Origin of the sequence: Corallococcus sp. AS-1-6 (assembly GCF_020037015.1) — a bacterium.
Lineage (GTDB): Bacteria > Myxococcota > Myxococcia > Myxococcales > Myxococcaceae > Corallococcus.
In genome coordinates, this window is record NZ_JAIQDE010000002.1 from 362,701 (window position 1) to 384,667 (window position 21,967).

Here is a 21,967-nt window from a genome sequence, read left to right on the forward strand (position 1 = left end):
AGACGGAATGGCGGACGACATCGCAATCGGCATCGACCTGGGCACGTCGTACTCATGCGTGTCGGTCGTCCATGAAGGCCAGCCCACGGTCATCCCCAACGAGTGGGGCGAGACGACGCATGCCTCGTGCGTGTCCTTCCTGGAGGAAGGGTCCGTGCTGGTGGGCAACGCGGCGAAGAAGAACATCATCACCAGCCCCGAGAACACGGTGTACTCGGCCAAGCGGCTCATCGGCCGGTACTACTTCTCCGACGAGGTGAAGAAGGCGCAGGCGGTGATGCCCTACCGCATCGTCGAGGGCGACAACAACTCGGTGCGCATCGGCGTGCGGGACCGCAGCTATTCGCTGCCGGAGATCTCCGCGCTGGTGCTCAAGGAGATGAAGGCCGTCGCGGAGACGTACCTGGGCCGCGAGGTGCACAAGGCGGTCATCACCGTCCCCGCGTACTTCAATGACAACCAGCGCCAGGCCACGAAGGACGCGGGCCGCATCGCGGGGCTGGAGGTGCTTCGCATCCTCAACGAGCCCACGGCGGCGGCGCTCGCGTATGGCTTTGGCCGGGACGTCAACCAGCGCGTCGTCGTCTACGACCTGGGCGGCGGCACGTTCGACGTGTCCATCCTGGAGATCGGCAAGGACGTCTTCGAGGTGCTGGCCACGGCGGGTGACACGTACCTGGGCGGCGACGACTTCGACGACCGCATCATGACGTGGATGGCGGACGACTTCCTCGCCCGCACGCGGCTGGACCTGCGGCAGAACAAGTACTGCCTGCAGATGCTGAAGGACGCGGCGGAGAAGGCGAAGATCGACGTGGGCCAGTTCGGCACCGCGGACATCCTCTGCCAGGGCATCTGCCAGGACGCCAACGGCAACGTGATGGACCTGCGCAACACGCTCAACCAGGACCAGTTCAACCGGATGGTGATGGACCTGGTGCAGCGCACGTTCAAGGTCTGCGACGAGGCCTTGCAGAGCGCGCGGCTGACGGCGGCGGACATCGACGCGGTCATCCTGGTGGGCGGGCCCACGCGGCTGCCCATCATCCGCAACTCGGTGAAGCACTACTTCCAGAAGGAGCCGCTGGAGGGCATCAACCCGGATCAGGTCGTGGCCATGGGCGCCGCGCTCCAGTCGCACGCGCTCCTGGACAGCAAGACGGAGACGTTCCTGGTGGACGTCACGCCGCTGACGCTGCGGATTGGGACGGTGGGCGGGTACACGGAGAAGATCATCGACAAGAACACGCCGGTGCCCATCGACCGGTCGAAGACCTTCACCACCAGCCGCGACGGGCAGGAGAAGGTGAAGATCCGCGTGTACCAGGGTGAGTCCAACCGCGCCGAGGAGTGCGAGATGCTGGGCGAGTTCGAGTTCTCGGGCTTCCGCATCGGGTATCGCGGCGAGGTGAAGATCGAGGTGACGTTCGAGATCAACACGGACGGTCTGGTGAACGTGTCCGCGTGCGACGTGGAGACGGGCCAGAAGACGTCCACGACGATCACGCTGTCGTCCGGCATGACGGAGGCGGACATCCAGCAGTCGATCCAGTCGAACCGCAACACGCGGCTCGCGGGCCACAACAGCAGCGACCTGCCCGCCGTGGCCAACTAGGCACCGCCGATGTCCGAGCCTTCCGATCCGAACTCTGGCGCGCCGCCAGGGCCCGCCGCGCCCGCGGCCCCGGCGCGTCCGGCGACGCCCGCCCTGCCCCGGGTGACGGCCTCCATGCCGCCGTCCGTAGCGCCAGCGGCGCCCCGGCCCCCCACGGCGGCCCCCACCGCCCGCGCCACGCCGCCCCCCGTCGCGCCCCCGCAGGCTCCGGCGACGGCCCGGCCCGCCTCAGGTCAGGTGCCAGCGGTGCCTCCGGCGAAGCCCGCGTCGGGTCAGGTGCCCTCGGTGGCTCCGGCCACGGGCAGCGTTCCGCCCGGGGTTCCAGGAACGGCACGGCCCGCGTCAGGTCAGGTGCCCTCGGTGGCTCCAGCGACGGCTCGGCCCTCCTCGGGTCAGGTGCCTTCGGTGGCCCCAGCGACGGCGCGGCCTGCGTCGGGTCAGGTGCCTTCGGTCGCGCCGGCTGCGGCCCCCCGAGGGACACCGCCGGGCATCGCACCGGTGGGTGCTCCTGCCGCAGCACGCCCCACGGTGTCAGGGGTTCCGTCCGTGGGTGTCGCGTCCGCGCCGCCGGTGACGACCGCGCAGACCCGGCCCACCGTGGCCGCGATGCCTGCTGTCGGCGCGGTGACCCCGCCCCTGGCCCCAGCAACGCCCGCTACGCCTCGAGCGACCGTGACCCCGATTCCTGCCGTGGGCGCGGTGTCTCCGCCCCAGACTCCCGCAGGCGCTCGCCCCACCGTCACCGCGATGCCTGCCGTCGGCGCAGTGCCGCCGCAGACCCCTGCGCGTCCCACCGCCGCGACACCGGCCGTGGGCGCGGTGACTCCGCCCGTGGCACCCGCTGCTGCCCGGCCGACCGCCACGACACCGGCAGTGGGCGCGGTGACTCCGCCCGTTGCCCGCTCAACCGCCGCGACACCGGCCGTGGGCGCAGTGACTCCGCCTCAGGGCCCCGCCTCTGCCCGGCCGACCGCGACGACACCGGCCGTGGGAGCCGTGACGCCGCCGCAGGCGCCCGCCGTTGCCCGGCCGACCGCCACGACACCGGCCGTGGGCGCGGTGACGCCTCCCGTGGCTCCCGCGTCGATGCCTCGCGTCGCGCCGGTCGTTCCGCCCACCGCGAGCGCTTCGCCCGCCATGCCTCCAGCGGTGCCGGGCGTCGCGTCCATGCCGACGCCGCCGCCCGTGGCTCGCGGTCCTTCTGCCGTGCCGACCATGCAGCCCCTGAGCCCGGTGATTCCGCCCGTGGCTCCCGCCGCCCGTCCGCCTTCGGTGCCCACCATCAGCCCCGCGGGGGCCCCGCCCGCCGCGCGCCCCGTCCCCACCGTGGGCCCGCTGACGCCGCCTCCCGTCGCTCCCAGGCCTCCGGGCCCACCGACCGTCGCGCCCACCCCGCCGCCGGTGCTCGCCGTCGGGCAGGTCGCCCCGCCCATCGCTCCGGCGACTCCCGCGCCGCCGCGCCCCGGCAACCGCCCCACCACGTCCCTGCCCGCGCTCGCGCCCGCCGGTTCACCCCGCCCGCTGACGCCACCGCCCGTGGCCCCGCCGCGTCCTCCCGCCGCCAGCACGCCTCCGCCGCCGCCCGCCTCCGCGGGAGGCCCGGCCCTCAGCCCGGAGCAGCTCGTGGACCTGGAGTCGCGCTGCGCGAAGCTCGACCAGATGGACTACTTCGAGCTGCTCGGCCTGGAGCGCACCGCCGCCCCCAGCGACATCAAGAAGGCGTTCTACAAGGAGAGCCGCGTCTACCACCCGGACCGCTTCTTCCACCTGGAGTCCAAGGCCCTCAAGGACCAGGTGAACGAACTCTACAAGCGCGTCACCGAGGCCTATTACGTCCTGCGCGACGACACCAAGCGCAAGAAGTACCTCACCGACATCGCCGGCCCGGACCGCGCGCAGAAGCTGCGCTTCACCGACGCCTCCGAGGCCGAGACCAAGGCCGCCGCGAAGAAGGAGCAGGAAGAGCAGATCGGCACCCACCCCAAGGGCCGTCAGTTCTACACCCAGGCCCAGAAGGACCTGGAGTCCGGCAACCCTTCCGCCGCGGAGCGCAACCTCAAGATGGCGCTCACCTACGAGCCCTCCAACGCCCGCTACAAGGAAGCCCTCGCGGAAGCCCAGAAGCAGACCGCGGACAAGTCCAAGGGCGACTCCTCGTTCAAGATCCGCTAGCGGCCCCCAGGAGCCCCACCCATGGTCATCGACCTCATCCTCCTGGGCATGGTGCTGTTCTTCTGCATCCTCGGCGCGCTCTCCGGCGCCGCCCGGCAGGTGGCCAACTCCGTGGGGCTCGCGGCGGGCTACTTCGTCTCGCGCAAGCTCGCGCCCCTCGCCGGCCCCAAGCTCGCCGTCGCGCTGGGCTCACCGCTGCTCATCGGAACGCTCTTCGGCACGGTGCTCCTGTTCGTCGTCACGTGGCTCACCGTCAGGTACGCCCTGGGCGCGCTGCTCCTGCGCTTCCTCTCCGGCAGGGACCCCGACGAGCGCGGCCTGGACCGCACCCTGGGCTTCGTGCTCGGAGGCGGCAAGATGGCCGCGCTGTTCTGGGTCTGCCTGAGCGCGCTGACGTTCATGGAGCAGCACGTCATCGTCGCCGGCAAGCGCATGGGCGTGGCCCCCAAGGACTCCGTCGCCTTCGACCTGTCCCGCCGCTTCAACCTCTTCGAGCTGACCCAGTTCGCCCCGCTGGAGGACCTGGTCCAGGTGGCCCAGGCCACGCACGACCCTGCGAAGGCGAAGAAGCTCCAGGAGGACCCCGCCTACAAGGCGCTGCGCAAGGACCCGCGCTTCCAGCTCGCGCTGTCGCACCGGGACCTGCAGGACGCGCTGGAGCGCGGCGACACGCGGGCCCTCCTGCGCAACGACGTCATCCTCCAGCTCATCCAGGATCCGCAGGCGGCGGCACGGCTGGGCGCCGCCGCCCGGGCCTCGGAGAAGCCCACGCCCGCTAGGCGTTGAGCTCCACGTCGTCCAGCGCCGCCAGCCGCGCCTTCACGAACTCCGCGTCCACCGTCACCTGACGGTGCTTGCGCTCCGGCGCCTCGAACATGATGTCCGACATCACGTGCTCCAGGATGGAGCGCAGGCCGCGAGCCCCCAGCCCGCGCGCGATGGAGTAGCGCACCACCTCCCGCAGGCCGCTCTCCGGGAACTCCAGCTCGATTTCATCGAGCGACAGCAGCTCCTTGAACTCGCGGGTGATGGCATCCGGCGGCTCGGTGAGCACGCGCAGAAGGTCGGGCTCGCCCAGCCGCTCCAACTGCACCATTACCGGCATGCGGCCCAGGAACTCCGCCATCATCCCGAAGTCCACCAGTTGCTTCGTGGAGATGCGCTTCTCCTTGCGCTTCGCCGTGAGCGCGTCCGAGCCGAAGCCCATGGCCCGGCCGCCCTCGTCGCCGTAGTCGTGCAGGTCGCTGAACGTGCCCGCGCAGATGAAGAGGATGTCGCGCGTGTCCACCTGCACGAAGTCGCTCTTGTTCCACGCCTGCGTCACGTTCATGGGCACGTGCACCTCGCGCCCCTCCAGCAGCTTCAGGAGCGACTGCTGCACGCCCTCACCGCCGATGTCGCGGCTGCCCGCGCCGTTGCGGGCGCCCTGGGTGCGGCGGGCGATCTTGTCCACCTCGTCGATGAAGATGATGCCCCGCTGGGTGTCCTCCACGGAGTGGTTCGCCTTGAAGAGCAGGTCGGACACCATCACCTCCACGTCCTTCCCGTAGTAGCCCGCCTCCGTGTACTCGGTGGCGTCCACGGTGGTGAACGGGACGTGGAGGATCTCCGCCAGGTTGCGCGCGATGTGCGTCTTGCCGCTGCCCGTGGGGCCCATCAGCAGGATGTTGGACTTCTTGATGAGGGACTGCCGGCGCATCCGCCGCGCCTGGATGCGCTTGAGGTGGTTGTGGGCGGCGATGGCCACCGCTCGCTTCGCGGCGTCCTGGCCGATGACGTAGCGATCCAATCGTTCGAAGATCTCCCGCGGGGTCAGCGGCGCTGCCTCTTCCCTGCGTGCGGACGACTCCATGTACCCTCCCCTTCTCTCCACTCGGCCTCCCGGTGCTGCCTGGAAGGAAGGGTAGGAATTGGATGCTGACCGGCCCACCAGGGCCAGAGTCCCGAATGGAGGCCCTGCCCGCCTGCCTGCCCTGGGAACAGGCGGCTATTGAATGGATGGGGCGTTTCCGATAGTCCGGCCCCCCTCCCGTGTTCATGGGAGTTTCCACACCCCCGCCGCGCGCTCCACCGGAGGCACGAAACAACGATGGCCGCTCCCTCCCCTCAGCACCGCTGGACCCTGGCCGATGCCCACGAGCTGTACGGCATCCGCAACTGGGGCTCGCCCTACTTCGGCATCAACGACAAGGGCCACGTGTGCGTCCACCCGGACGGGCCCGCCGCTCCGAGCATGGACCTCAAGGAGCTGGTGGACGAGGTCCGCCGCCGGGGCATCGGCCTGCCGCTGCTCCTGCGCTTCACGGACGTGCTGCGCCACCGCGTGGTGCACCTGAACAACGCGTTCAAGAAGGCCATCGCGGATCAGGGCTACAAGGGCCTGTACCGGGGCGTGTACCCCATCAAGGTGAACCAGCACCGCTACGTGGTGGAGACCATCATCGAGGCGGGCAAGGAGCACACCTACGGCCTGGAGGCCGGCAGCAAGCCGGAGCTGCTCGCCGTCATGGCGCTCCTGGACAGCGAGGACGCGCTCGTCATCTGCAACGGCTACAAGGACGAGGAGTACATCGAGACGGCGCTCTTCTACTCGCGCCTGGGCCGCAACGTCATCCTGGTGGTGGAGAAGCCCAGCGAGCTGCCCCTCATCGCGGAGGTGGCGCGCCGCACCGGCATCACGCCGCGGCTGGGCATGCGCGTGAAGCTGTCCACGCGCGGCGCCGGCAAGTGGGAGGCGTCCGGAGGTGATCGCTCCAAGTTCGGCCTGTCCTCGTCGGAGCTGATGAACTGCATCGGCTTCATGAAGGACGCGGGCCTGCTGTCCTCCTTCGAGCTGCTGCACTTCCACCTGGGCAGCCAGATCTCCAACATCCGCAACGTGAAGAACGCGCTGCGCGAGGTGGGCTGCTTCTACGTGGAGGTGGCCCGCCAGGGCGCGCCGCTGAAGTACCTGGACGTGGGCGGCGGCCTGGGCGTGGACTACGACGGCTCCCAGACGAACTTCGCCTCCTCCATGAACTACACGACGGAGGAGTACGCCAACGACGTCGTCTTCGGCGTGATGGAGGCCTGCGACCGCGCGGGCGTGCCGCACCCCACGCTCGTCTCCGAGTCCGGCCGCGCCGTGGTGGCGCACCACGCGGTGCTGGTGGTGGACGTGCTGGGCACCAGCGAGTTCGACCCGTCCCAGACGCCGGACAAGGTGGATGAGAAGGCGCCCTCCGTGGTGCGCAACCTCTATTCGACCTTCCGCGAGGTCACGAACAAGAACGTCATCGAGGCCTTCCACGACGCGCAGGACGCCAAGGAGGAGAGCCTCCAGTTGTTCTCCCTGGGCCACCTGTCGCTGGAGCAGCGCGTGGCGGCGGAGAACCTCTACTGGGCCATCTGCCACAAGATCCTGCGCGTGGCGCGCGAGGCCGGAGAGATCCCGGAGGAGCTGGAGGCGCTGGAGAAGCAGTTGTCGGACACGTACTTCTGCAACTTCTCCGTGTTCCAGTCGCTGCCGGACTCGTGGGCCATTGATCAGCTCTTCCCGATGATGCCCATCCACCGCCTGGCGGAGAAGCCGACCCGGCGCGCGACGCTGGCGGACATCACCTGCGACTCGGACGGGAAGATCGAGCACTTCATCGACAAGCGCGAGGTGAAGGACGCGCTGGAGCTGCACGCGCTCAACAGCGACGACTACTACCTGGGCATCTTCCTGGTGGGCGCGTACCAGGAGATTTTGGGCGACCTGCACAACCTCTTCGGGGACACGCACACGGTGCAGGTGTCGCTCGCTCCGGGCGGCGGCTACCTCATCGACCACGTCGTCGCCGGGGACACGGTGACGGAAGTGCTCAACTACGTGAGCTACAACAAGGACGACCTGGTCGCGAAGCTGCGCAAGTTCACGGAGCTGGCGCTGCGCCAGGGGCGCATCACCCTGGACGAGTCGCGCAACCTGCTGCGCGTCTACGAGGACGGCCTGTCCGGCTACACGTACCTGGAGCGCGAGGTGGACGCGACGTTCACCTCCGCCAGCCAGTTGCGCCTGCTGCCCGGCCCCGAGAACGGGACGCGCGCGCCCGTGTCGCCCTCGGGGACCTGAAGTCCCTAGGCCTCCGTCGGGACCGGTGCCTGTTCGCCGGTCTCGACGGACGTGTCGCTGAACGCCGCATCCGTCGAGCGCAGCCGCAGCGTCTGGAGCGTCTCCAGTTGCCCGTCGGCGCGCTCGGCGAGGAACGCGAAGTCGAAGCGCGCCAGGCGCGGCTCCTTCGCGGCCACCCGCTCCAGGCTCCTCCACAGGGACACGCGTCCGTGGGAGCCCACGCACAGCCCCTCCAGCTCCACCAGCCGGCTCAGCGGCGAGTAGCGCAGCCAGGAGCCGTTGAGCTTCAGCCGCGACAGCTTCTCCGTCAGCCACGCGCCGCCCACCTTGAGCGGATCCACCCGCACCTCCAGGGCGGCCATCACCGTGAGCAGCGTGGCGCGGTCCTGTTCGATGAGCGGGATGAGCGTGGCCAGGTACTGGCCCACCGGGTTGCTGCGGTTCTCGCGCTCCGTGCGCTTCGCGAGGTCCAGCCCCACGGTGGAGCCCAGCAGGTGGTCGTTGAGGTAGATGCCCAGTCGCTTCAGGTTCATGCCGAGTGCCCCTCCCCCGAGGCAGCAGAGAACCTCAGGAGGGTGGGCACGGCGGCCGCTCGCCGCACGCCGCCGTTGGGGCTCGGAGTGGGCTCGGGAGGCGGACGGCCTGCCGAGCCCCCTCACGGCCGCTTCAGTCCGGGTAGCCGAACGAAGCCGTGACCTTCACGTCCGGGTGGAGGCTGCGCGCCACGGGACACTCGTGGGCGATCTTCTCCAGCGTGGTGCGCTGCTCACGCGTGAGACCGGCCGGCATCAGGATGGAGAGCACCAGCTCTCCAATCTTGCGCGGCGGCGGGGTCATCCGCTTCTCCACCGTGGCGCGCACCTCGCCCAGGGTGATGCCCTCCTTGCCGGCCACCAGGTGCATGGTCGTCACGACACAGGACGCCAGCGCCGTGGCCACCAGGTCCGTGGGGGAGAAGCTGCCGCCGGTGCCGCCGTTGTCCTTCGGCGCCTCCGTGGGCAACGTCGCGCCGGACGGGCCGTGCGTCACCTGCGTCTTCAGTTGGGGGGCACTCACCAGGGACATCACCACACCCGTCGCGGGCTGCTGACTCATCACCGTCTCCTTGGGACTTGGGGCCTTGGTTGGAGGGACTGCGCGCTAACGCACGAAGCTGTCGTGGGCCTTGGCATCCTCTTCGGAGGAGGGCTCGGCGTCCTCGACGCTCCAGTCCAGCGTCTTCATCAGCGACTTGCTGCGCTTCTTGACGTCCGCGTCCAGGAACTTCACCGCGTCGTCCATCTTGTCCATCAGGCGCATGGGCTTGCGCTTGTTCTTGGGCTCGCTGAACAGCGCGTGCGTGAGCCAGGGGAACACCGCCGTCACGTCGCAGTGCACGTACATGGAGCCCGTCTCCACCGCCTCCACGGACACCTTGCCCCAGGTGTGGCCCTCACCGGCCGGGCAACTGGACAGCGCGCCGTTGTCCACCGGGTCCACGCAGAACTGCACGTCGATGTCGAAGCCGGACGTGGGGACGTTGAGGATCTGGTCCAGCAGCGGCTCGCCCTGGAGCGTGTAGTTCTTGGGCACGCCGCCGCCCAGGATCCAGATGGCCAGCTTCCCGCTGCCGTGGTGGCGGCAGTAGTGCTGCATGGCGGCCATGGAATAGACGTCGTCGTTGATGTCGAGTTCGAACTTGAACTCGTCGCCCAACAGGCGCTTGAGCTTCACGACGTTGAGGAAGATGGAGCCGTCCTGCACCGCGCCCACCCAGATGGGCACGCCGTGCTTGTAGCAGGTGGACAGCAGCGACGGCTGCTTCACGCCCAGTTGCTTCTCGATGCCATGGATGGCCTTGCCCAGGAGGTAGTGGAACTCCGGGGTGGTCATCTTCCGCTGGAACTGCGGCTGCCGGAGGATGGCGGAGAAGAGGCGGTCGGTGTCGAGCAGCGCCTCCTCCCAGAAGCCCAGGTCGTAGATGCGGATGATGCGCGCCAGGCGGTACTGGAGGTCACCCGCGTTGGGGTTCACCTCGCGGATGCCGTGGCCGATGATGCGGTGGGCGTCGTGGTAGAGGTTGGCGCCCGTGGTGGTGATGGCGGAGATGATGCCCTTCTCCACCAGCGGGATGATGCAGGACTGGTGCAGGCCCGCGGGCGTCATGGCGCCCGACAGCGTGAGGAAGATGGACGCGTCCTGCTGCACGGACTGCTGCATCAGCTCGAACGCGGTGCGCTCCTGCCGGCCCACGTAGGCGCTGAACGCGTGCGCGAGCAGCTCCGCCGGCTTCTCCTTGCCGGTGATGGGGCGCGGATCCGCCTTGCGCGCGTTCGCGTAGGCGGCGCGAAGGGTGGACTTCTTCGGGGTCGGGGTCTTGGCCATGGCGCGGCGATCTAACACCGCCCGCCAGCCAAGGGGAGACCCGCCTTCAACCCCGCCCCTCCCCGAGCCGCCCCGAAGGGCCGCCACCGGACAGGAACAAACCGTCCGCCGTGCGGATTCACACAGGGCCCGCTCTTCCGGCCCCTTCCCATGGGGACATGGCGTAAGAGTGCCCGCCTCGCCGCCCCCGGAGGGTCCCCCGCCGTGATCGACCTGCATTCGCACACCACCGCCAGTGACGGCCAGTACCCGCCCTCGGAGCTGGTGGCCAGAGCCGCCGCCGCGGGCGTCACCGTCCTGGCCGTGACGGACCACGACACGGTGGCCGGGCTCCAGGAGGCGAAGGCGGCCGCCGCTGCGCACGGGGTGGAGCTGGTGCCCGGCATCGAGCTGTCCGCCTTCGTGTACGGCAAGGAGGCCCACATCCTGGGCCACTTCCTGCGCCCGGAGGACCCGGACCTCGCGCGCTTCGCGGACCGGCTCCGCGACGAGCGCACGCACCGCATGGAGGCCATGGTGGCCCGCCTGCGCGAGCTGGGCTTCCCGGTGCGCATGGAGCAGGTGCGCAAGGTGGCCGGGGACGCGCAACTGGGGCGTCCCCACCTGGCGCGGGTGCTGGTGGATCAGGGCTGGTGCATCGACGTGAAGGCCGCCTTCGACCGCTTCCTGGGCACGGGCCGCGCGGCGTGGGTGGAGCGCTTCAAGCTGGACGGCGCGGAGGCCATCCGGCTCATCCGCAACGCAGGGGGCACCGCGACGCTCGCCCACCCCGGCTCCTCCAAGATGGAGCGCCCGGAAATCCAAGCGCTGGCGAAGGCGGGCCTCTCCGGCCTGGAGGTCCTCAGCGTGGACCACAACCCCGCGGTGCGGCAGAAGTACCTGGGGCTCGCGGCGGAGCTCGACCTGGTGCCCACCTTCGGCAGCGACTTCCACGGCGAGGCGGTGGCGCCCGACCACCGGCTGGGCGTCGCGGCCATGCCCCCGGAGCTGTTCCAGAAGCTGCGCGCCCGCGCGCCGTCGTCCCGGCCCGTCTGACTCAGGGGCGCGGCTGGGCCTTGAAGCGGCTCGTCACGGCGGTGAGCCCCTCCGCCACGGCCTGCAGGTCCTGGGCGATGCGCGTGGTGCGCCCGGTGGCGTCCACGCCCTGCTTCACCAGGTCCGCCACGTTGCGCGCGCCCTGCACGGCCTGCTCGCTGGACTGACGCTGCTGGCGGGTGGCGATGGTGATCTGCCGCGCCGCCTCGCTGGTGCCGCGCGCCAGCTCCACGATGCGCAGGAAGACGGCGGAGGCCTGCTCGGCCACCTCCACGCCCCGGTCGCTCGTCGCCATGCCCACGCGGGCCTTGGACGCGGCCTCCTCGCCGGAGTCCTGCACCTTCTCCACGATGCGGGCGATGTCGCGCGCGGACACGGACACGTTCTCCGCCAGCTTGCGCATCTCCGCGGCCACCAGCGAGAAGCCCCGGCCCACGTCGCCCGCCTTGGTGCCCTCCAGCGCCGCGTTGAGCGCCAAAAGGTCGCTGCGCTCCGCCACCTGGTTGATGACCTGGGCGATCTTGGAGACCTGCTGCAGGTCCTTGTTCAGCCCCACGATGGCGTCCGCCACGCCCTTGGACTCCGTGCGGATGTCGTTGATGCCGCCCACCACCTGCGCCACCACGGCCATGGCCTCCGCGACCGCGTCATGGGTGCGCCGCGCGCTGGACTCCACCACCTCCGTGGACGAGGAGATCTGCTCGGCGGTGCGGGAGAGCTCCTCGAACGTGGCGGCGATCTGCTGCGCGTACGCGGCCTGCTGGCTGATGACGTGCTCCTGATCCGCGGAGGCGCCCATGAGGCCGCGCGACGCGCTGGACAGTTGCTCGGTGCGCGTGACGAGCTCCATCACCGTGGAGCGCAGCGTGCCCAGCATCTCGTTGAAGGAGGTGGCCATCTGCCGCACCTCGCCGGCGGCGGACACGTCCAGCTCACCCCGGAACACGTCCCCCCGGGCCACCTCCCGCGCCACCTGCGTGACGCGCGACACGGGGTCCGCGATGGCGCGGCTGATGATGACGGCGAGCCCCAGGCCGAGCACCGCGGCGCCCAGGTAGCCCATGAGCGAATAGCCCTCCGTCGCCGCCAGCGCCGCCTTCACCTCGTGGGTGCCGAAGCCCGCGCGGTACACGCGGCCGTCGCTCTCGCAGCGCACCACGACCTGCTCCGAGCCACGCGCCACCGTGCACGTCCCCGGCTGGGGCTCCTTTGGCTCGGGGGTGCCTTCCGGCACCTGGCCGCGCAGGGCCACCACGGCGCCGTTCCGGGTCAGCTCCTGGAACGTCAGCGTGAAGCCGCCGGACTCCACCTGCTTGAAGACCTCGTCGCGCCGCGCGCGGGCGTCCGGCGCGGTCTCCGGCAGCGCGAGCGAGGGGTGCCGCACCACCAGCGTCCCCAGCGTCATGGCCCTGCCGGCCAGCACCTCCAGGCCCGCCGCCTTCTGCCGCGCGGGGAAGTACACCCCGGTGAAGAACACCACCGCGAGGCACGGGAGCAGCACCGCGATCGCCACCTGCATCCGCAAGGTCAGCCGGCCCCACATGTCGACGACTCCCCAGGCGATGAGCGGAAGGACTACAGCCCGCTGACGCTAGGCGTGGGCTCCCCACAGCGTCAAACCGGCCGCGGTCCAGGCCCGGCGGCGGGACGGCCCCGGGGCGCCCGCTGATCCACCGCCCGTCCGGGGGCAGGCGTCCGGGCGGCGTGGGGCACGGCGGAGCCGGGCGCCGGATGGGCCCGGCATTTCGGCCGTATTCTCAGGGGGTTGGCGCGCCCGGCGTGGGGGTGTTTCCCTTTGACACGACGCCAGCGGTGTCGTTAGGGTCCGCGCCCGATGACTACACCCCTTGCACCGTACCTGCCGCTGGCGGTGGTGCTCCTGCTGGCCGGCGTCCTCGGGATGATCATCCCCCAGGTCACCACCCGGCTGGGCCCCAAGCGCCCGAGCAGCACCAAGTCGGCCCCCTTCGAAGCAGGCTCCGAGTCGAGCGGTCCCGCTCGCCAGCGCTTCGCCGTGAAGTTCTACGTCATCGCGCTGCTCTTCATCGTGTTCGACGTGGAAGCGGTGTTCCTGTACCCCTGGGCGGTGAACTTCCAGGCGCTCGGCTGGTTCGGCTACGTGGAGATGCTGGTTTTCGCGTCGACCCTGGTCGTGGGCCTTATCTATGTCTGGAAGAAGGGCGCTCTCGACTGGGAGAGCTGAGACTACGCCATGGCTGACACCGACATCGCGCCGATCATGACCACCCGCCGGGACGAAGCCATGGGCTTCTTCCAGAAGCTGGTGTCCAAGGGCCTGGGCTGGGCCCGCAAGTACTCGCTGTTCACCTACCCGTACGCCACCGCGTGCTGCGGCATGGAGTACATGTCCGTGGCCGCCAGCCGCCACGACATCTCGCGCTTCGGCGCGGAGTTCCCGCGCTTCTCGCCGCGCCAGGCGGACCTGCTGATGGTGGTGGGCACCATCAACCTGAAGCAGGCCCCCATCCTCAAGCGCGTCTACGAGCAGATGACCGAGCCCAAGTGGGTCGTGTCCTTCGGCGTGTGCGCGTCCTCCGGCGGCTTCTACGACAACTACGCGGTGCTCCAGGGCATCGACCGCATCATCCCGGTGGACGTCTACATCCCCGGCTGCCCGCCGCGTCCGGAGCAGGTGCTGGACGGCCTGATGCTGCTGCAGGACAAGATCGGCAACCAGGTGCACCGGCTGCGCGACCCCGGCCAGCCCAACGAGACCGCGGCGCACCACGACCGCATGCTCGCCGCCGGCAAGTAGTCACACCGCTTTCGCTGTCCCCCACGGGCCCCGCGCCGCCTCTCTCTTGAAGAGGCAGGTGACGGGGCCCGAGGCGTTTTCGCGGCCTACCAGCGGTGGTACGCGGGGTGCCCTTCCTTCACCGCGACGAAGGTGCCCCGGCAGGTGGCCGTGACCTTGCCGTTCTCCCCGGTGAGGGTGCCCTCCACGACGACGCGGTCGCCCTCGATGGACACGGGCTTCGCGGACAGGTGCACGGGCCCCATGGGCGTGGGGCGCTTGAGCACGATGGCGTAGTCGGCGGTGACGGTGCACGGCGGGGTGGCCGCGCCCTGCGCCTTCATCAGGTGGTACGCCGCCGTCCAGTTGCAGTGGCAGTCCAGCAGCGCGCCGATGATGCCGCCGTTGAGCACGCCCGGGAACGCCTGGTGGTGCTCCTCGGGCGTCCAGTCCGCGACGACGAGGTCACCCTCCACGCGGCTGCGGATGCGCAGCCCCTTGGGGTTGGCCGGGCCACACCCGAAGCAGGCGTTGTGGGGGGCGTACGTTTCCTGGAGGCCGCGAGTCGTTTCGGTCGTCGACATGGCCGGCGACTCTACGTGAGGCGGCCTCCGGCGCGCGCTCCGTCGCGTCGTCCAGCCAGTCCGCCAGCGCTCGCGCGTCCGCCCCTTCACAGTCGCCCGTGCAGGTGCGGCGCACGGTGCCGTCGGCCTGCGGCCGGTCCACCACCCAGCGCTGGCCGTCGAAGGCGCCGGTGTCCTTCTCGCGCAGCACCGCCGTGCCCGCCTCGTCGCCCATCTCCACCACGCCGTCCGGGCGCAGGCGGTACGCGTCGAAGGTGCGCGGCGCGCCCGGCCAGTGGCCCGGGTCGAACACCTCCGGAACCACGTGCGTGTAGCCCGTCTCCGCGTACAGCGGCGTGAGCGGACGCCCCTCGCCGCGCAAGAGCGGCCCGAGCGACGCCCCGTCCGACTCCGGCAGCGCGGACAGGCCGGACAGCTCCAGCAACGTGGGGCCCACGTCCACCAGCCGGGCCAGGTCATCCACCTGCGCGGGGCCCGCGCCACGTCCGCCGGGCAGCTTCACCGCGAGCAGGATGCGGTTCTCCTCCTCACCCAGCCGGGCGCCGTGCACGGACGTCGCGCCCGCCAGGTCCGGCCGGTCCGCGTGGAAGCTCTCGCCGTGGTCGGACATCAGCACGATGAGCGCGTCGTCGTAGCGCCCGGAGGCCCGGAGCGCGTCCAGCAGCGTCCCCACCTGCGCGTCCGCCTGCGCGAGCAGCTCGTCGTAGAGCCCCTCCGCGCCCGCGCGGTTCCACGCCCCCTTCGCCCCCGGCGTCACCGGCGCGAAGTGCATGCGCAGCCGGCGCTCCAGCGGCTCGGAGGAGGACACGTAGCGGCGGTAGAACGGGTACACCGGGTCGCCCGGGAAGTGCGCCGCCGTGGCGTGGAAGGCGAAGAGCAGCGGTCCCTCCCCTGCTTCCGCCACCAGCCCGTCCGACAGCCGCCGGGCATAGCCCATGGGGTCGTGGATGCCGGCCAGCGCGCGGTTGTCGATGAACTCGGGCACCCACGCGGCGCCGGCCGGGTTGTCCGCGAACAGGCCCAGCGCCCGGTAGCGCAGCTTCTCCAGCGCGAAGTTGATGGCGCCGCGAGGAGGCTGCCAGCGCGTGGCGAAGCCGGAGGCCGGGCCCTCGAAGTGGAAGCGCGAGCAGTCCGTGGCGAACACCGTGCGCCACCCGGCCTCCGCGAAGCGCTGCGCGAAGGTGGGCGCCAGCACGAGCCGCGCGTCGGGCGTCAGCGGGTAGCGCACGCCCGTGCGGTACGGCCAGCGCGCGGTGAGCAGCGAGCGCCACGCGGGCTCCGTCTGCGCCACCGGCGTGTAGGCCCGGGTGAAGAGCGTGGCGTCCTGGAGGAAGCGCTCCACCTGGGGCGCGACCCCGTGCCCCGTCGCGCCCAGCCGGTCCGGCCGGAACGCGTCGATGCCGATGAGCACCACCAGCGGCCGCCGCACGGAAGGCTCCACGCGGCGCACCGTCAGCGCCACCGCCAGCACCCCCACGACACCCGCCACCACCGCCCACGCGGTGCGCTCCGCCCGGAGGGCCGTTGGATCGCCAGCGGCCACGGACCGCCGCAGGCCCCGCGCGCCGCGCCACGCCAGCACGGCCAGATGGGCCGCCACCCACGCCCCGGCCGCCGCCCGCGCCTGCCACGGCTCCCCGTGATCCACCAGCCACGCCAGCACCGGCCGCGCCGCCGGCAGGTCGTCAAAGAGCGCGGGCCTCGCGAGCGCCCGGTCCCAGGCCCAGAACAGCAGCAGCCCCAGCCAGTGCGGCACCATCACCGCCAGCGCCACCCACCCACCCCGCCGCGTCCAGGCACGGGCCAGCACCGCCGCGGCGAGCCCCAGCAGACCGCCCGCCACCATGTACACGGAGGCCACGCGCAGGATGACGCCGGGCAGCAGGGGCCGGACGGCCGCCGCCAGCGCCGCGTAGGGGCCGTCCAGCGGGATGTCCACGCCCACCACGCCCGCCTTGAGCAGCCAGACCGTCTCGGCGGCGAAGAGCAGCAGTCCCAGCAGGGCGCCTAGGGCCAGACGCCCCGAAACGGCACGGAGGAAGGAGGCGACGGACCGCACGGACATGCCCCCAGCCTCTACTCCGTCCCGGCGTTCTTGCGCCAACTCTGTGTTCTACCGGGCTTTCGGGGTGCCCTTGACGTGCATGGCACACACTGACGGTGCAAGATGGCGCCTTCACTGTTTCCAACCGACGCCCTCCTCGGCCCGGGGGGCACCGACCATGACATCCAGCGTCACGCCCAGCGACAGCCTGCAGGAGTCCGTCCGGCGCGCGCTCGACATGGAACGGCAGTCCAATGGACGGCACCTGGCGTGGGTCCGGCTGGGCGCGGTGGGCGCGCTGTTCTCCATGGCCGTGTACCTGGGCCGCGCGCGCGAGCTGCACGACTGGGACGTCTACCTGGCGCCCTTCGCGCTGTACCTGGTGTGCACCACCGTCGTGGCCGTGGCGGTGACGGCCTCCGCGCGCATCGCCCGCTGGGCGTCGCTGTCCGTCGCGTTCGTGGACGTGCCCGCCGTGTACTGGCTGCAGCACCTGGCGCTGCCGGTGTCGCCCTCGCCGGGCGGCGTGGCCGGCTTCACGCTGGGCATCTTCGCGGCGCTGGTGCTGCTGTCCGCGCTGAGCCTGCGGCGGCCCGTCACCCTGCTCGTCACGGTCATCGCCATCCTCGCGGAGGTGGAGCTCCAGCGGCAGGCCTCCATCGGCGGGGGCGCGCAGGTGGCCGCCGCCGTGATGCTGGCCATGACGGCCGCGGGCGCCTCGCGGCTCCTCCAGCGCATCCGCCTGCTGTCCGCCGCGGTCACCCAGGAGGAGCTCCAGCGCGCCCGCCTGGGGCGCTACTTCTCCCCCGCCGTCGCCGAGCGCCTCCAAAACCGCGACTCCCCCACCCCGGAGCTGCGCGAGGTGTCCGTCCTCTTCGCGGACGTGCGCGACTTCACCGCCCTGAGCGAACGGCTGCCCCCCGAGCAGGTGGTCACCATCCTCAACGAGTACTACGGCCGCATGGTGGAGGTGGTGTTCCGCCACGGCGGGACGCTCGACAAGTTCATCGGGGACGCACTCATGGTGTACTTCGGCGCCCCGCTGCCGGACGCCCACCACGCCCGGAGCGCCACCCGGTGCGCGCTGGACATGGTGCGCGAGTTGGAGGCCGTCAACGCCGAGCGCGCCGCCCGGGGTGAGCCCGGCCTGCGCATGGGGGTGGGCGTGCACTCCGGGCCGGTGGTGCTGGGCAACATCGGCTCGCCGTTCCGGCGCCTGGAGTACACGGCCATCGGCGACACGGTGAACCTGGCCAACCGCATCGAGCGGCTGACCAAGGGCTTCGGGGTGCCGGTGCTCGTCTCCCAGGCGACCCGCGAGCGGGCGGGTGACGCCTTCCGCTGGGCCCCCGCCCCCACCGCGCTCGTGCCCGGCAAGAGCCAGCCGGTGGTGACCTTCATCCCCCAGCCCTCCGAGGACGCCCCGGGGCTGGGCCCGGACGTGGCGGCCTGAGCCTTCCCCCTCGCGCCCAGGCAGGCAGGGGGTGGATCGCGACGCGGGCTACTGGACCACCTAAGTGGCCTACACGGCTGAGGGTTTACGTTGACGCCCCCCGCGAACGGTCCTTATAAAGCCGCGGTTTCCTCTGTCGTAGATCGAGGCCCCCCTTGAGCATTTTCGCGTTGGACCGGGTCGCCGCCCAGTTCCCCGAAGCGGTCGCGGAGCGCTATGTCGACCGCGCTGGCGGAGCCTGGGCCGTCATTCATGCCGAGTGGCTTCCGAAGGTCGCCACCTTCCTGAAGATGGACCCCGAGCTGGACTTCAAGCTGTTCGGCTCCGCGGACGCCGTGGATCGCCTGCACCTGGCGGAGAGTGATCCGCGCTTCGAGGTCGTCTACTTCCTCTATTCGCTCAAGCGGAAGGAGCACGTGCGCCTCAAGGTGCGCGTGACCGAGACCCGCCCGGAGCTGCCCTCCCTCACGCCGCTGTACCGCGGCGCCAACTGGTGGGAGCGGCTGGTGTTCGACTTCTACGGCATCCGCTTCACGGACCACCCGGACCTGCGCCGCATCCTCCTGTACGAGGAGTTCCAGGGCCACCCCCTGCGCAAGGACTACGCGCTGCGTGACCGCCAGCCGCTGATCCCCGAGCGCCCCATCAAGGACATCTTCCGCGGCCCCGGCACCAGCGGCATCGCCTGATCGAGACCTCCACCATGGCCGACAGCCACAACACCGACGCGCAGAAGCCGCACAACCCCGACACCGATGGGTTCGCCCATGAGGAGTCGGAGCTGGAGTCGCACTTCCAGACGAAGAACATGGTCATCAACATGGGCCCCTCCCACCCGGCCACGCACGGCACCGTGCGGCTGAAGGTGGAGCTCGAGGGTGAGACCATCGTCAAGATCGACCCGGAGATCGGCTTCCTCCACCGCGGCTTCCAGAAGAGCTGCGAGAACGTCACCTGGACGCAGTGCCTGCCGTACACGGACCGGCTCAACTACCTGTCCGCGATGATGAACAACTTCGGGTTCCTCAACGCCGTGGAGAAGCTCATCGGCCTGGAGATCCCGGAGCGCGCCCAGTACATCCGCGTCATCGGCAGCGAGCTGCACCGGCTCACCGACCACCTGACGTGCGTGGGCGCCACCGGCCTGGAGATGGGCGGCTTCGCGCCGTTCCTCTACGGCATGGAGGCCCGCGAGCTCATCCAGGACCGCGTCACGGAGCTCACCGGCGCGCGCCTCACCACCAGCTTCGGCCGCGTGGGCGGCATGAACCGCGACCTGCCGGAGGGCTGGTCGGAGAAGGTCAAGAAGACGCTGGACCGCACCGAAGAGCTGCTCCTGGAGATGGACGGGCTGCTCACGCGCAACCGCATCTTCGTGGACCGCACCAAGGGCACCGGCGTCATCAGCGCCGAGGACGCCATCGACTACGGGTGGACGGGCCCCGCGCTGCGCGCCTGCGGCGTGGACCACGACCTGCGTAAGGTGCAGCCCTACTGGGTCTACGACCGCTTCGACTTCGAGTCGGTGGTGGGCCAGCACGGCGACAACTACGACCGCTACCTCGTGCGCCTGGAGGAGATGCGGCAGTCCATCAAGATCATCCGCCAGGCCCTGGACACCATCCCCGCGGGCCCCATCATCGTGGACGACTGGCGCATCGCGCTGCCGCCCAAGCCCGAGGTGTACGGCACCATCGAAGGCGTGATGGCCCACTTCAAGCTGGTGATGGAGGGCATCCAGGTCCCCCCCGGTGAAGTGTATGACGCGACGGAAGCGTCCAACGGCGAGCTGGGCTGGTACCTGGTGAGCGACGGCCGCGGCCGTCCGTACAAGGTCCACGTGCGTGCCCCGGGCTTCCCGGTGCTGTCGGCGCTGCCGCACATCATCCAGGGCAAGATGATCGCGGACCTCGTTCCCACCTTTGACACCATCAACATGATCGGCGGCGAGGTCGAGCAGTGAGCGACAACGACACGAAGAAGCCCACCGGTGACGCGCAGACGCCCCCCAAGGGCGCGCCCACCGACACGCCCGCGGCCAAGGTCGGCCCGGAGCCGTCCAACCCGCCCGCCGGCGCGAAGCTGGACTCGCCGCCCGCGGCCGCCAGCGGCCCCACCGGCACGCCTCCGCCCAAGCCGGCGGCGCCGGCCGGTGGCCCTCCGCCCAAGCCGCAGCCCAAGAACCCGGGCTTCGTGACGGCGGTCATCGACGGGCGCGAAGTCGTGGTGAAGCCGGGGACCAACATGATCGAGGCGGCCAAGTCGGTCGGCTCGGAGATCCCCTACTACTGCTACCACCCGCGCCTCTCCATCGCGGCCAACTGCCGCATCTGCCTCATCGAGGCGTCCAACGCGCCCAAGCTCGTCCCCGCCTGCCAGACGCCCATGGCCGAGGGTCAGGTCATCAAGACCACGACCCCCAAGGTCAAGGAGCAGCAGCGCGCGGTGATGGAGTTCCTGCTGCTGAACCACCCGGTTGACTGCTCCATCTGCGACCAGGCCGGTGAGTGCAAGCTGCAGGACTACTACATGAAGTACGACTACAAGCCCTCGCGGCTGGAGGGCACCAAGGCCCTCAAGCACAAGCGCAAGGTGCTGGGGCCCCGCGTCGTGCTGGACCAGGAGCGCTGCATCATCTGCACGCGCTGCGTCCGCTTCATGAATGAAATCCCGAAGGAGCCCCAGTTGGGCGTCTTCGGCCGTGGCAGCCACGAGCGCATCGACGTCTTCCCGGGCAACGAGCTGGACAGCAACTACTCGCTGAACACCGTGGACGTGTGCCCGGTGGGCGCGCTGCTCTCCCGCGACTTCCGCTTCAAGGCGCGCTCCTGGTTCCTGTCCGCCACGCCGTCCGTCTGCACGGGCTGCTCGCGCGGCTGCACCATCTCCGCGGACTGGATGTCCCAGGACACCTACCGGTACCGCCCGCGTGAGAACGAGGCCATCAACAAGAGCTGGATGTGCGACCAGGGCCGCCTGTCGTACAAGGACCTGAACGTGGGCCGCGTGCTGTCCGCCCGCGTGGGCCGCGGCCTGCAGGCCCCCGGCACGGTGCAGCCGGTGCTCACCCGCAAGGACGCCACCCTCGGCGCGGTCAAGGCGCTCAAGCCGCTCGCGGGCTCCAAGCAGCTCGCGGTGCTGGCCTCGCCGCTCGCGTCCAACGAGGACCTGCTCGCGGGCCTGACGTTCGCCAAGACGGTGCTGGGCGTGACGTCCGTGTTCGTCGGTGGCCGGCCGCAGGGCAAGGCGGACCACTACCTGATGACGGCGGACAAGAACCCCAACCGCCAGGGCCTGGCGCTCATCGCCAAGGGCCTGGGGCTGTCGCTCAAGGGCTTCGAGGAGCTCACCCCGGCCATCAAGTCCGGCCAGGTGAAGGCGCTCTACGCGCTGGGCGCGGAGGTCCCCACGGACGCGGCCGCGTTCGCGGAGGTCGCCGCCTCACTGGAGGTCTTCGTCGTCCAGGCGCAGAACGAGTCCCCGGTGACGGCGCAGGCCACGGTGCTCCTGCCGGCCTCCGCGCACATCGAGGACGAGGGCACGTTCACGCAAGCGGACGGCATCACCCAGCGCTTCCGCAAGGCGTACCCCTCCAAGGGGGACGCGGTGCCGCACTGGAAGTGGGCCACGGAGCTGACGCGCGAGCTGGGCGGCGAGGCCGCCGCGGCTTCCGCGCGCGACGTGTGGCGGGCGCTCTCCGGGCAGGTGTCCGAGTTCGCCGAGTTCAACTGGGACAAGGCCTCTCCGCCGGACCGGGAGAAGCCGGGCATCAATCCGCTGCCGTCGGGGGCCGACGGCCGTCCGCCGGGCTACCGTGAGTTCGGCGCGCCGCGCGTGAGGGGCATCTGA

At 70.6% G+C, this 21,967-nt stretch carries 19 protein-coding genes; 11 read left to right on the top strand and 8 right to left on the bottom strand.

Translation table 11 applies throughout. The features are described 5' to 3' along the window. The first annotated feature begins 7 nt into the window (after positions 1 to 7). Positions 8 to 1,615, top strand: coding sequence for a molecular chaperone DnaK (gene dnaK / locus K8612_RS04310; protein ID WP_223742324.1), 1,608 nt, complete (start codon positions 8 to 10; stop codon positions 1,613 to 1,615). A gap of 944 nt (positions 1,616 to 2,559) precedes the next feature. Here dnaK and K8612_RS04315 read toward each other — a convergent pair. Further along, positions 2,560 to 2,832 carry a hypothetical protein gene (locus K8612_RS04315; RefSeq protein ID WP_223761351.1) on the bottom strand — a complete coding sequence of 91 codons (273 nt, stop codon included), beginning with the start codon at positions 2,830 to 2,832 and terminating at the stop codon, positions 2,560 to 2,562. Between K8612_RS04315 and K8612_RS04320 the strand changes: the two genes are divergently transcribed. Together K8612_RS04320 and K8612_RS04325 are read left to right on the top strand one after the other, a co-directional pair. Beyond that, a complete protein-coding gene (locus K8612_RS04320; protein WP_223761352.1) occupies positions 2,831 to 3,787 on the top strand; it encodes a J domain-containing protein in 957 nt (318 codons plus the stop codon). The genes K8612_RS04315 and K8612_RS04320 overlap by 2 nt on opposite strands. A 21-nt stretch (positions 3,788 to 3,808) precedes the next feature. Next, positions 3,809 to 4,573 carry a CvpA family protein gene (locus K8612_RS04325; protein ID WP_223761353.1) on the top strand — a complete coding sequence of 255 codons (765 nt, stop codon included), beginning with the start codon at positions 3,809 to 3,811 and terminating at the stop codon, positions 4,571 to 4,573. Here the strand turns inward: K8612_RS04325 and clpX are convergent. Further along, positions 4,563 to 5,639, bottom strand: coding sequence for an ATP-dependent Clp protease ATP-binding subunit ClpX (gene clpX / locus K8612_RS04330; protein WP_223761354.1), 1,077 nt, complete (start codon positions 5,637 to 5,639; stop codon positions 4,563 to 4,565). The two genes, K8612_RS04325 and clpX, sit on opposite strands and share 11 nt — an antisense overlap. A gap of 237 nt (positions 5,640 to 5,876) precedes the next feature. Here clpX and speA point away from each other — a divergent pair, with 237 nt between their 5' ends. Further along, positions 5,877 to 7,883, top strand: a complete 2,007-nt coding sequence (gene speA, locus K8612_RS04335) for a biosynthetic arginine decarboxylase (protein WP_223742319.1) — start codon at positions 5,877 to 5,879, stop codon at positions 7,881 to 7,883. A gap of 5 nt (positions 7,884 to 7,888) precedes the next feature. Here the strand turns inward: speA and K8612_RS04340 are convergent, their stop codons facing one another. From K8612_RS04340 to K8612_RS04350, 3 genes are all read right to left on the bottom strand, one after another. Beyond that, positions 7,889 to 8,416, bottom strand: a complete 528-nt coding sequence (locus K8612_RS04340; RefSeq protein WP_223742318.1) for a hypothetical protein — start codon at positions 8,414 to 8,416, stop codon at positions 7,889 to 7,891. 133 nt (positions 8,417 to 8,549) lie between these two features. Further along, a complete protein-coding gene (locus K8612_RS04345) occupies positions 8,550 to 8,978 on the bottom strand; it encodes an OsmC family protein (RefSeq protein ID WP_223742317.1) in 429 nt (142 codons plus the stop codon). Between the two features lie 45 nt (positions 8,979 to 9,023). Next, a complete protein-coding gene (locus K8612_RS04350; RefSeq protein WP_223761355.1) occupies positions 9,024 to 10,247 on the bottom strand; it encodes a deoxyhypusine synthase family protein in 1,224 nt (407 codons plus the stop codon). Positions 10,248 to 10,451: 204 nt separating this feature from the next. Between K8612_RS04350 and K8612_RS04355 the strand changes: the two genes are divergently transcribed. Next, positions 10,452 to 11,282 carry a PHP domain-containing protein gene (locus tag K8612_RS04355; RefSeq protein WP_223761356.1) on the top strand — a complete coding sequence of 277 codons (831 nt, stop codon included), beginning with the start codon at positions 10,452 to 10,454 and terminating at the stop codon, positions 11,280 to 11,282. A gap of 1 nt (position 11,283) precedes the next feature. Here K8612_RS04355 and K8612_RS04360 read toward each other — a convergent pair whose 3' ends face one another. After that, entirely contained in the window at positions 11,284 to 12,825 is a 1,542-nt protein-coding gene (locus tag K8612_RS04360; protein WP_223761357.1) for a methyl-accepting chemotaxis protein, read from the bottom strand. Between the two features lie 291 nt (positions 12,826 to 13,116). On the opposite strand from K8612_RS04360, the gene K8612_RS04365 reads away from it, so the two are divergent. Then, the gene (locus K8612_RS04365) at positions 13,117 to 13,485 is read left to right on the top strand and encodes an NADH-quinone oxidoreductase subunit A (RefSeq protein WP_143901814.1); all 369 of its coding nucleotides are present in this window, start codon (positions 13,117 to 13,119) and stop codon (positions 13,483 to 13,485) included. Positions 13,486 to 13,494: 9 nt separating this feature from the next. Continuing rightward, positions 13,495 to 14,058, top strand: coding sequence for an NADH-quinone oxidoreductase subunit B (locus K8612_RS04370; RefSeq protein WP_120552544.1), 564 nt, complete (start codon positions 13,495 to 13,497; stop codon positions 14,056 to 14,058). An 86-nt stretch (positions 14,059 to 14,144) separates the two neighbouring features. Here the strand turns inward: K8612_RS04370 and K8612_RS04375 are convergent, their stop codons facing one another. Then, complete coding sequence (locus K8612_RS04375; RefSeq protein WP_169820855.1) at positions 14,145 to 14,513, bottom strand: PaaI family thioesterase; 369 nt, start codon at positions 14,511 to 14,513, stop codon at positions 14,145 to 14,147. Further along, positions 14,503 to 16,686 carry a sulfatase-like hydrolase/transferase gene (locus tag K8612_RS04380; RefSeq protein ID WP_223761358.1) on the bottom strand — a complete coding sequence of 728 codons (2,184 nt, stop codon included), beginning with the start codon at positions 16,684 to 16,686 and terminating at the stop codon, positions 14,503 to 14,505. Before K8612_RS04380 ends, K8612_RS04375 begins: the two co-directional genes overlap by 11 nt. A 157-nt stretch (positions 16,687 to 16,843) precedes the next feature. On the opposite strand from K8612_RS04380, the gene K8612_RS04385 reads away from it, so the two are divergent. From K8612_RS04385 to K8612_RS04400, 4 genes are all read left to right on the top strand, one after another. Continuing rightward, the gene (locus K8612_RS04385; protein WP_223761359.1) at positions 16,844 to 18,118 is read left to right on the top strand and encodes an adenylate/guanylate cyclase domain-containing protein; all 1,275 of its coding nucleotides are present in this window, start codon (positions 16,844 to 16,846) and stop codon (positions 18,116 to 18,118) included. A 170-nt stretch (positions 18,119 to 18,288) separates the two neighbouring features. Then, positions 18,289 to 18,807 (top strand): NADH-quinone oxidoreductase subunit C, encoded by a 519-nt coding sequence (locus K8612_RS04390; protein ID WP_120549976.1) that lies wholly within the window; start codon positions 18,289 to 18,291, stop codon positions 18,805 to 18,807. Positions 18,808 to 18,821: 14 nt separating this feature from the next. Further along, positions 18,822 to 20,081, top strand: a complete 1,260-nt coding sequence (nuoD, locus tag K8612_RS04395) for an NADH dehydrogenase (quinone) subunit D (RefSeq protein ID WP_223742311.1) — start codon at positions 18,822 to 18,824, stop codon at positions 20,079 to 20,081. Next, positions 20,078 to 21,967 carry a 2Fe-2S iron-sulfur cluster-binding protein gene (locus tag K8612_RS04400; protein ID WP_223761360.1) on the top strand — a complete coding sequence of 630 codons (1,890 nt, stop codon included), beginning with the start codon at positions 20,078 to 20,080 and terminating at the stop codon, positions 21,965 to 21,967. Before nuoD ends, K8612_RS04400 begins: the two co-directional genes overlap by 4 nt.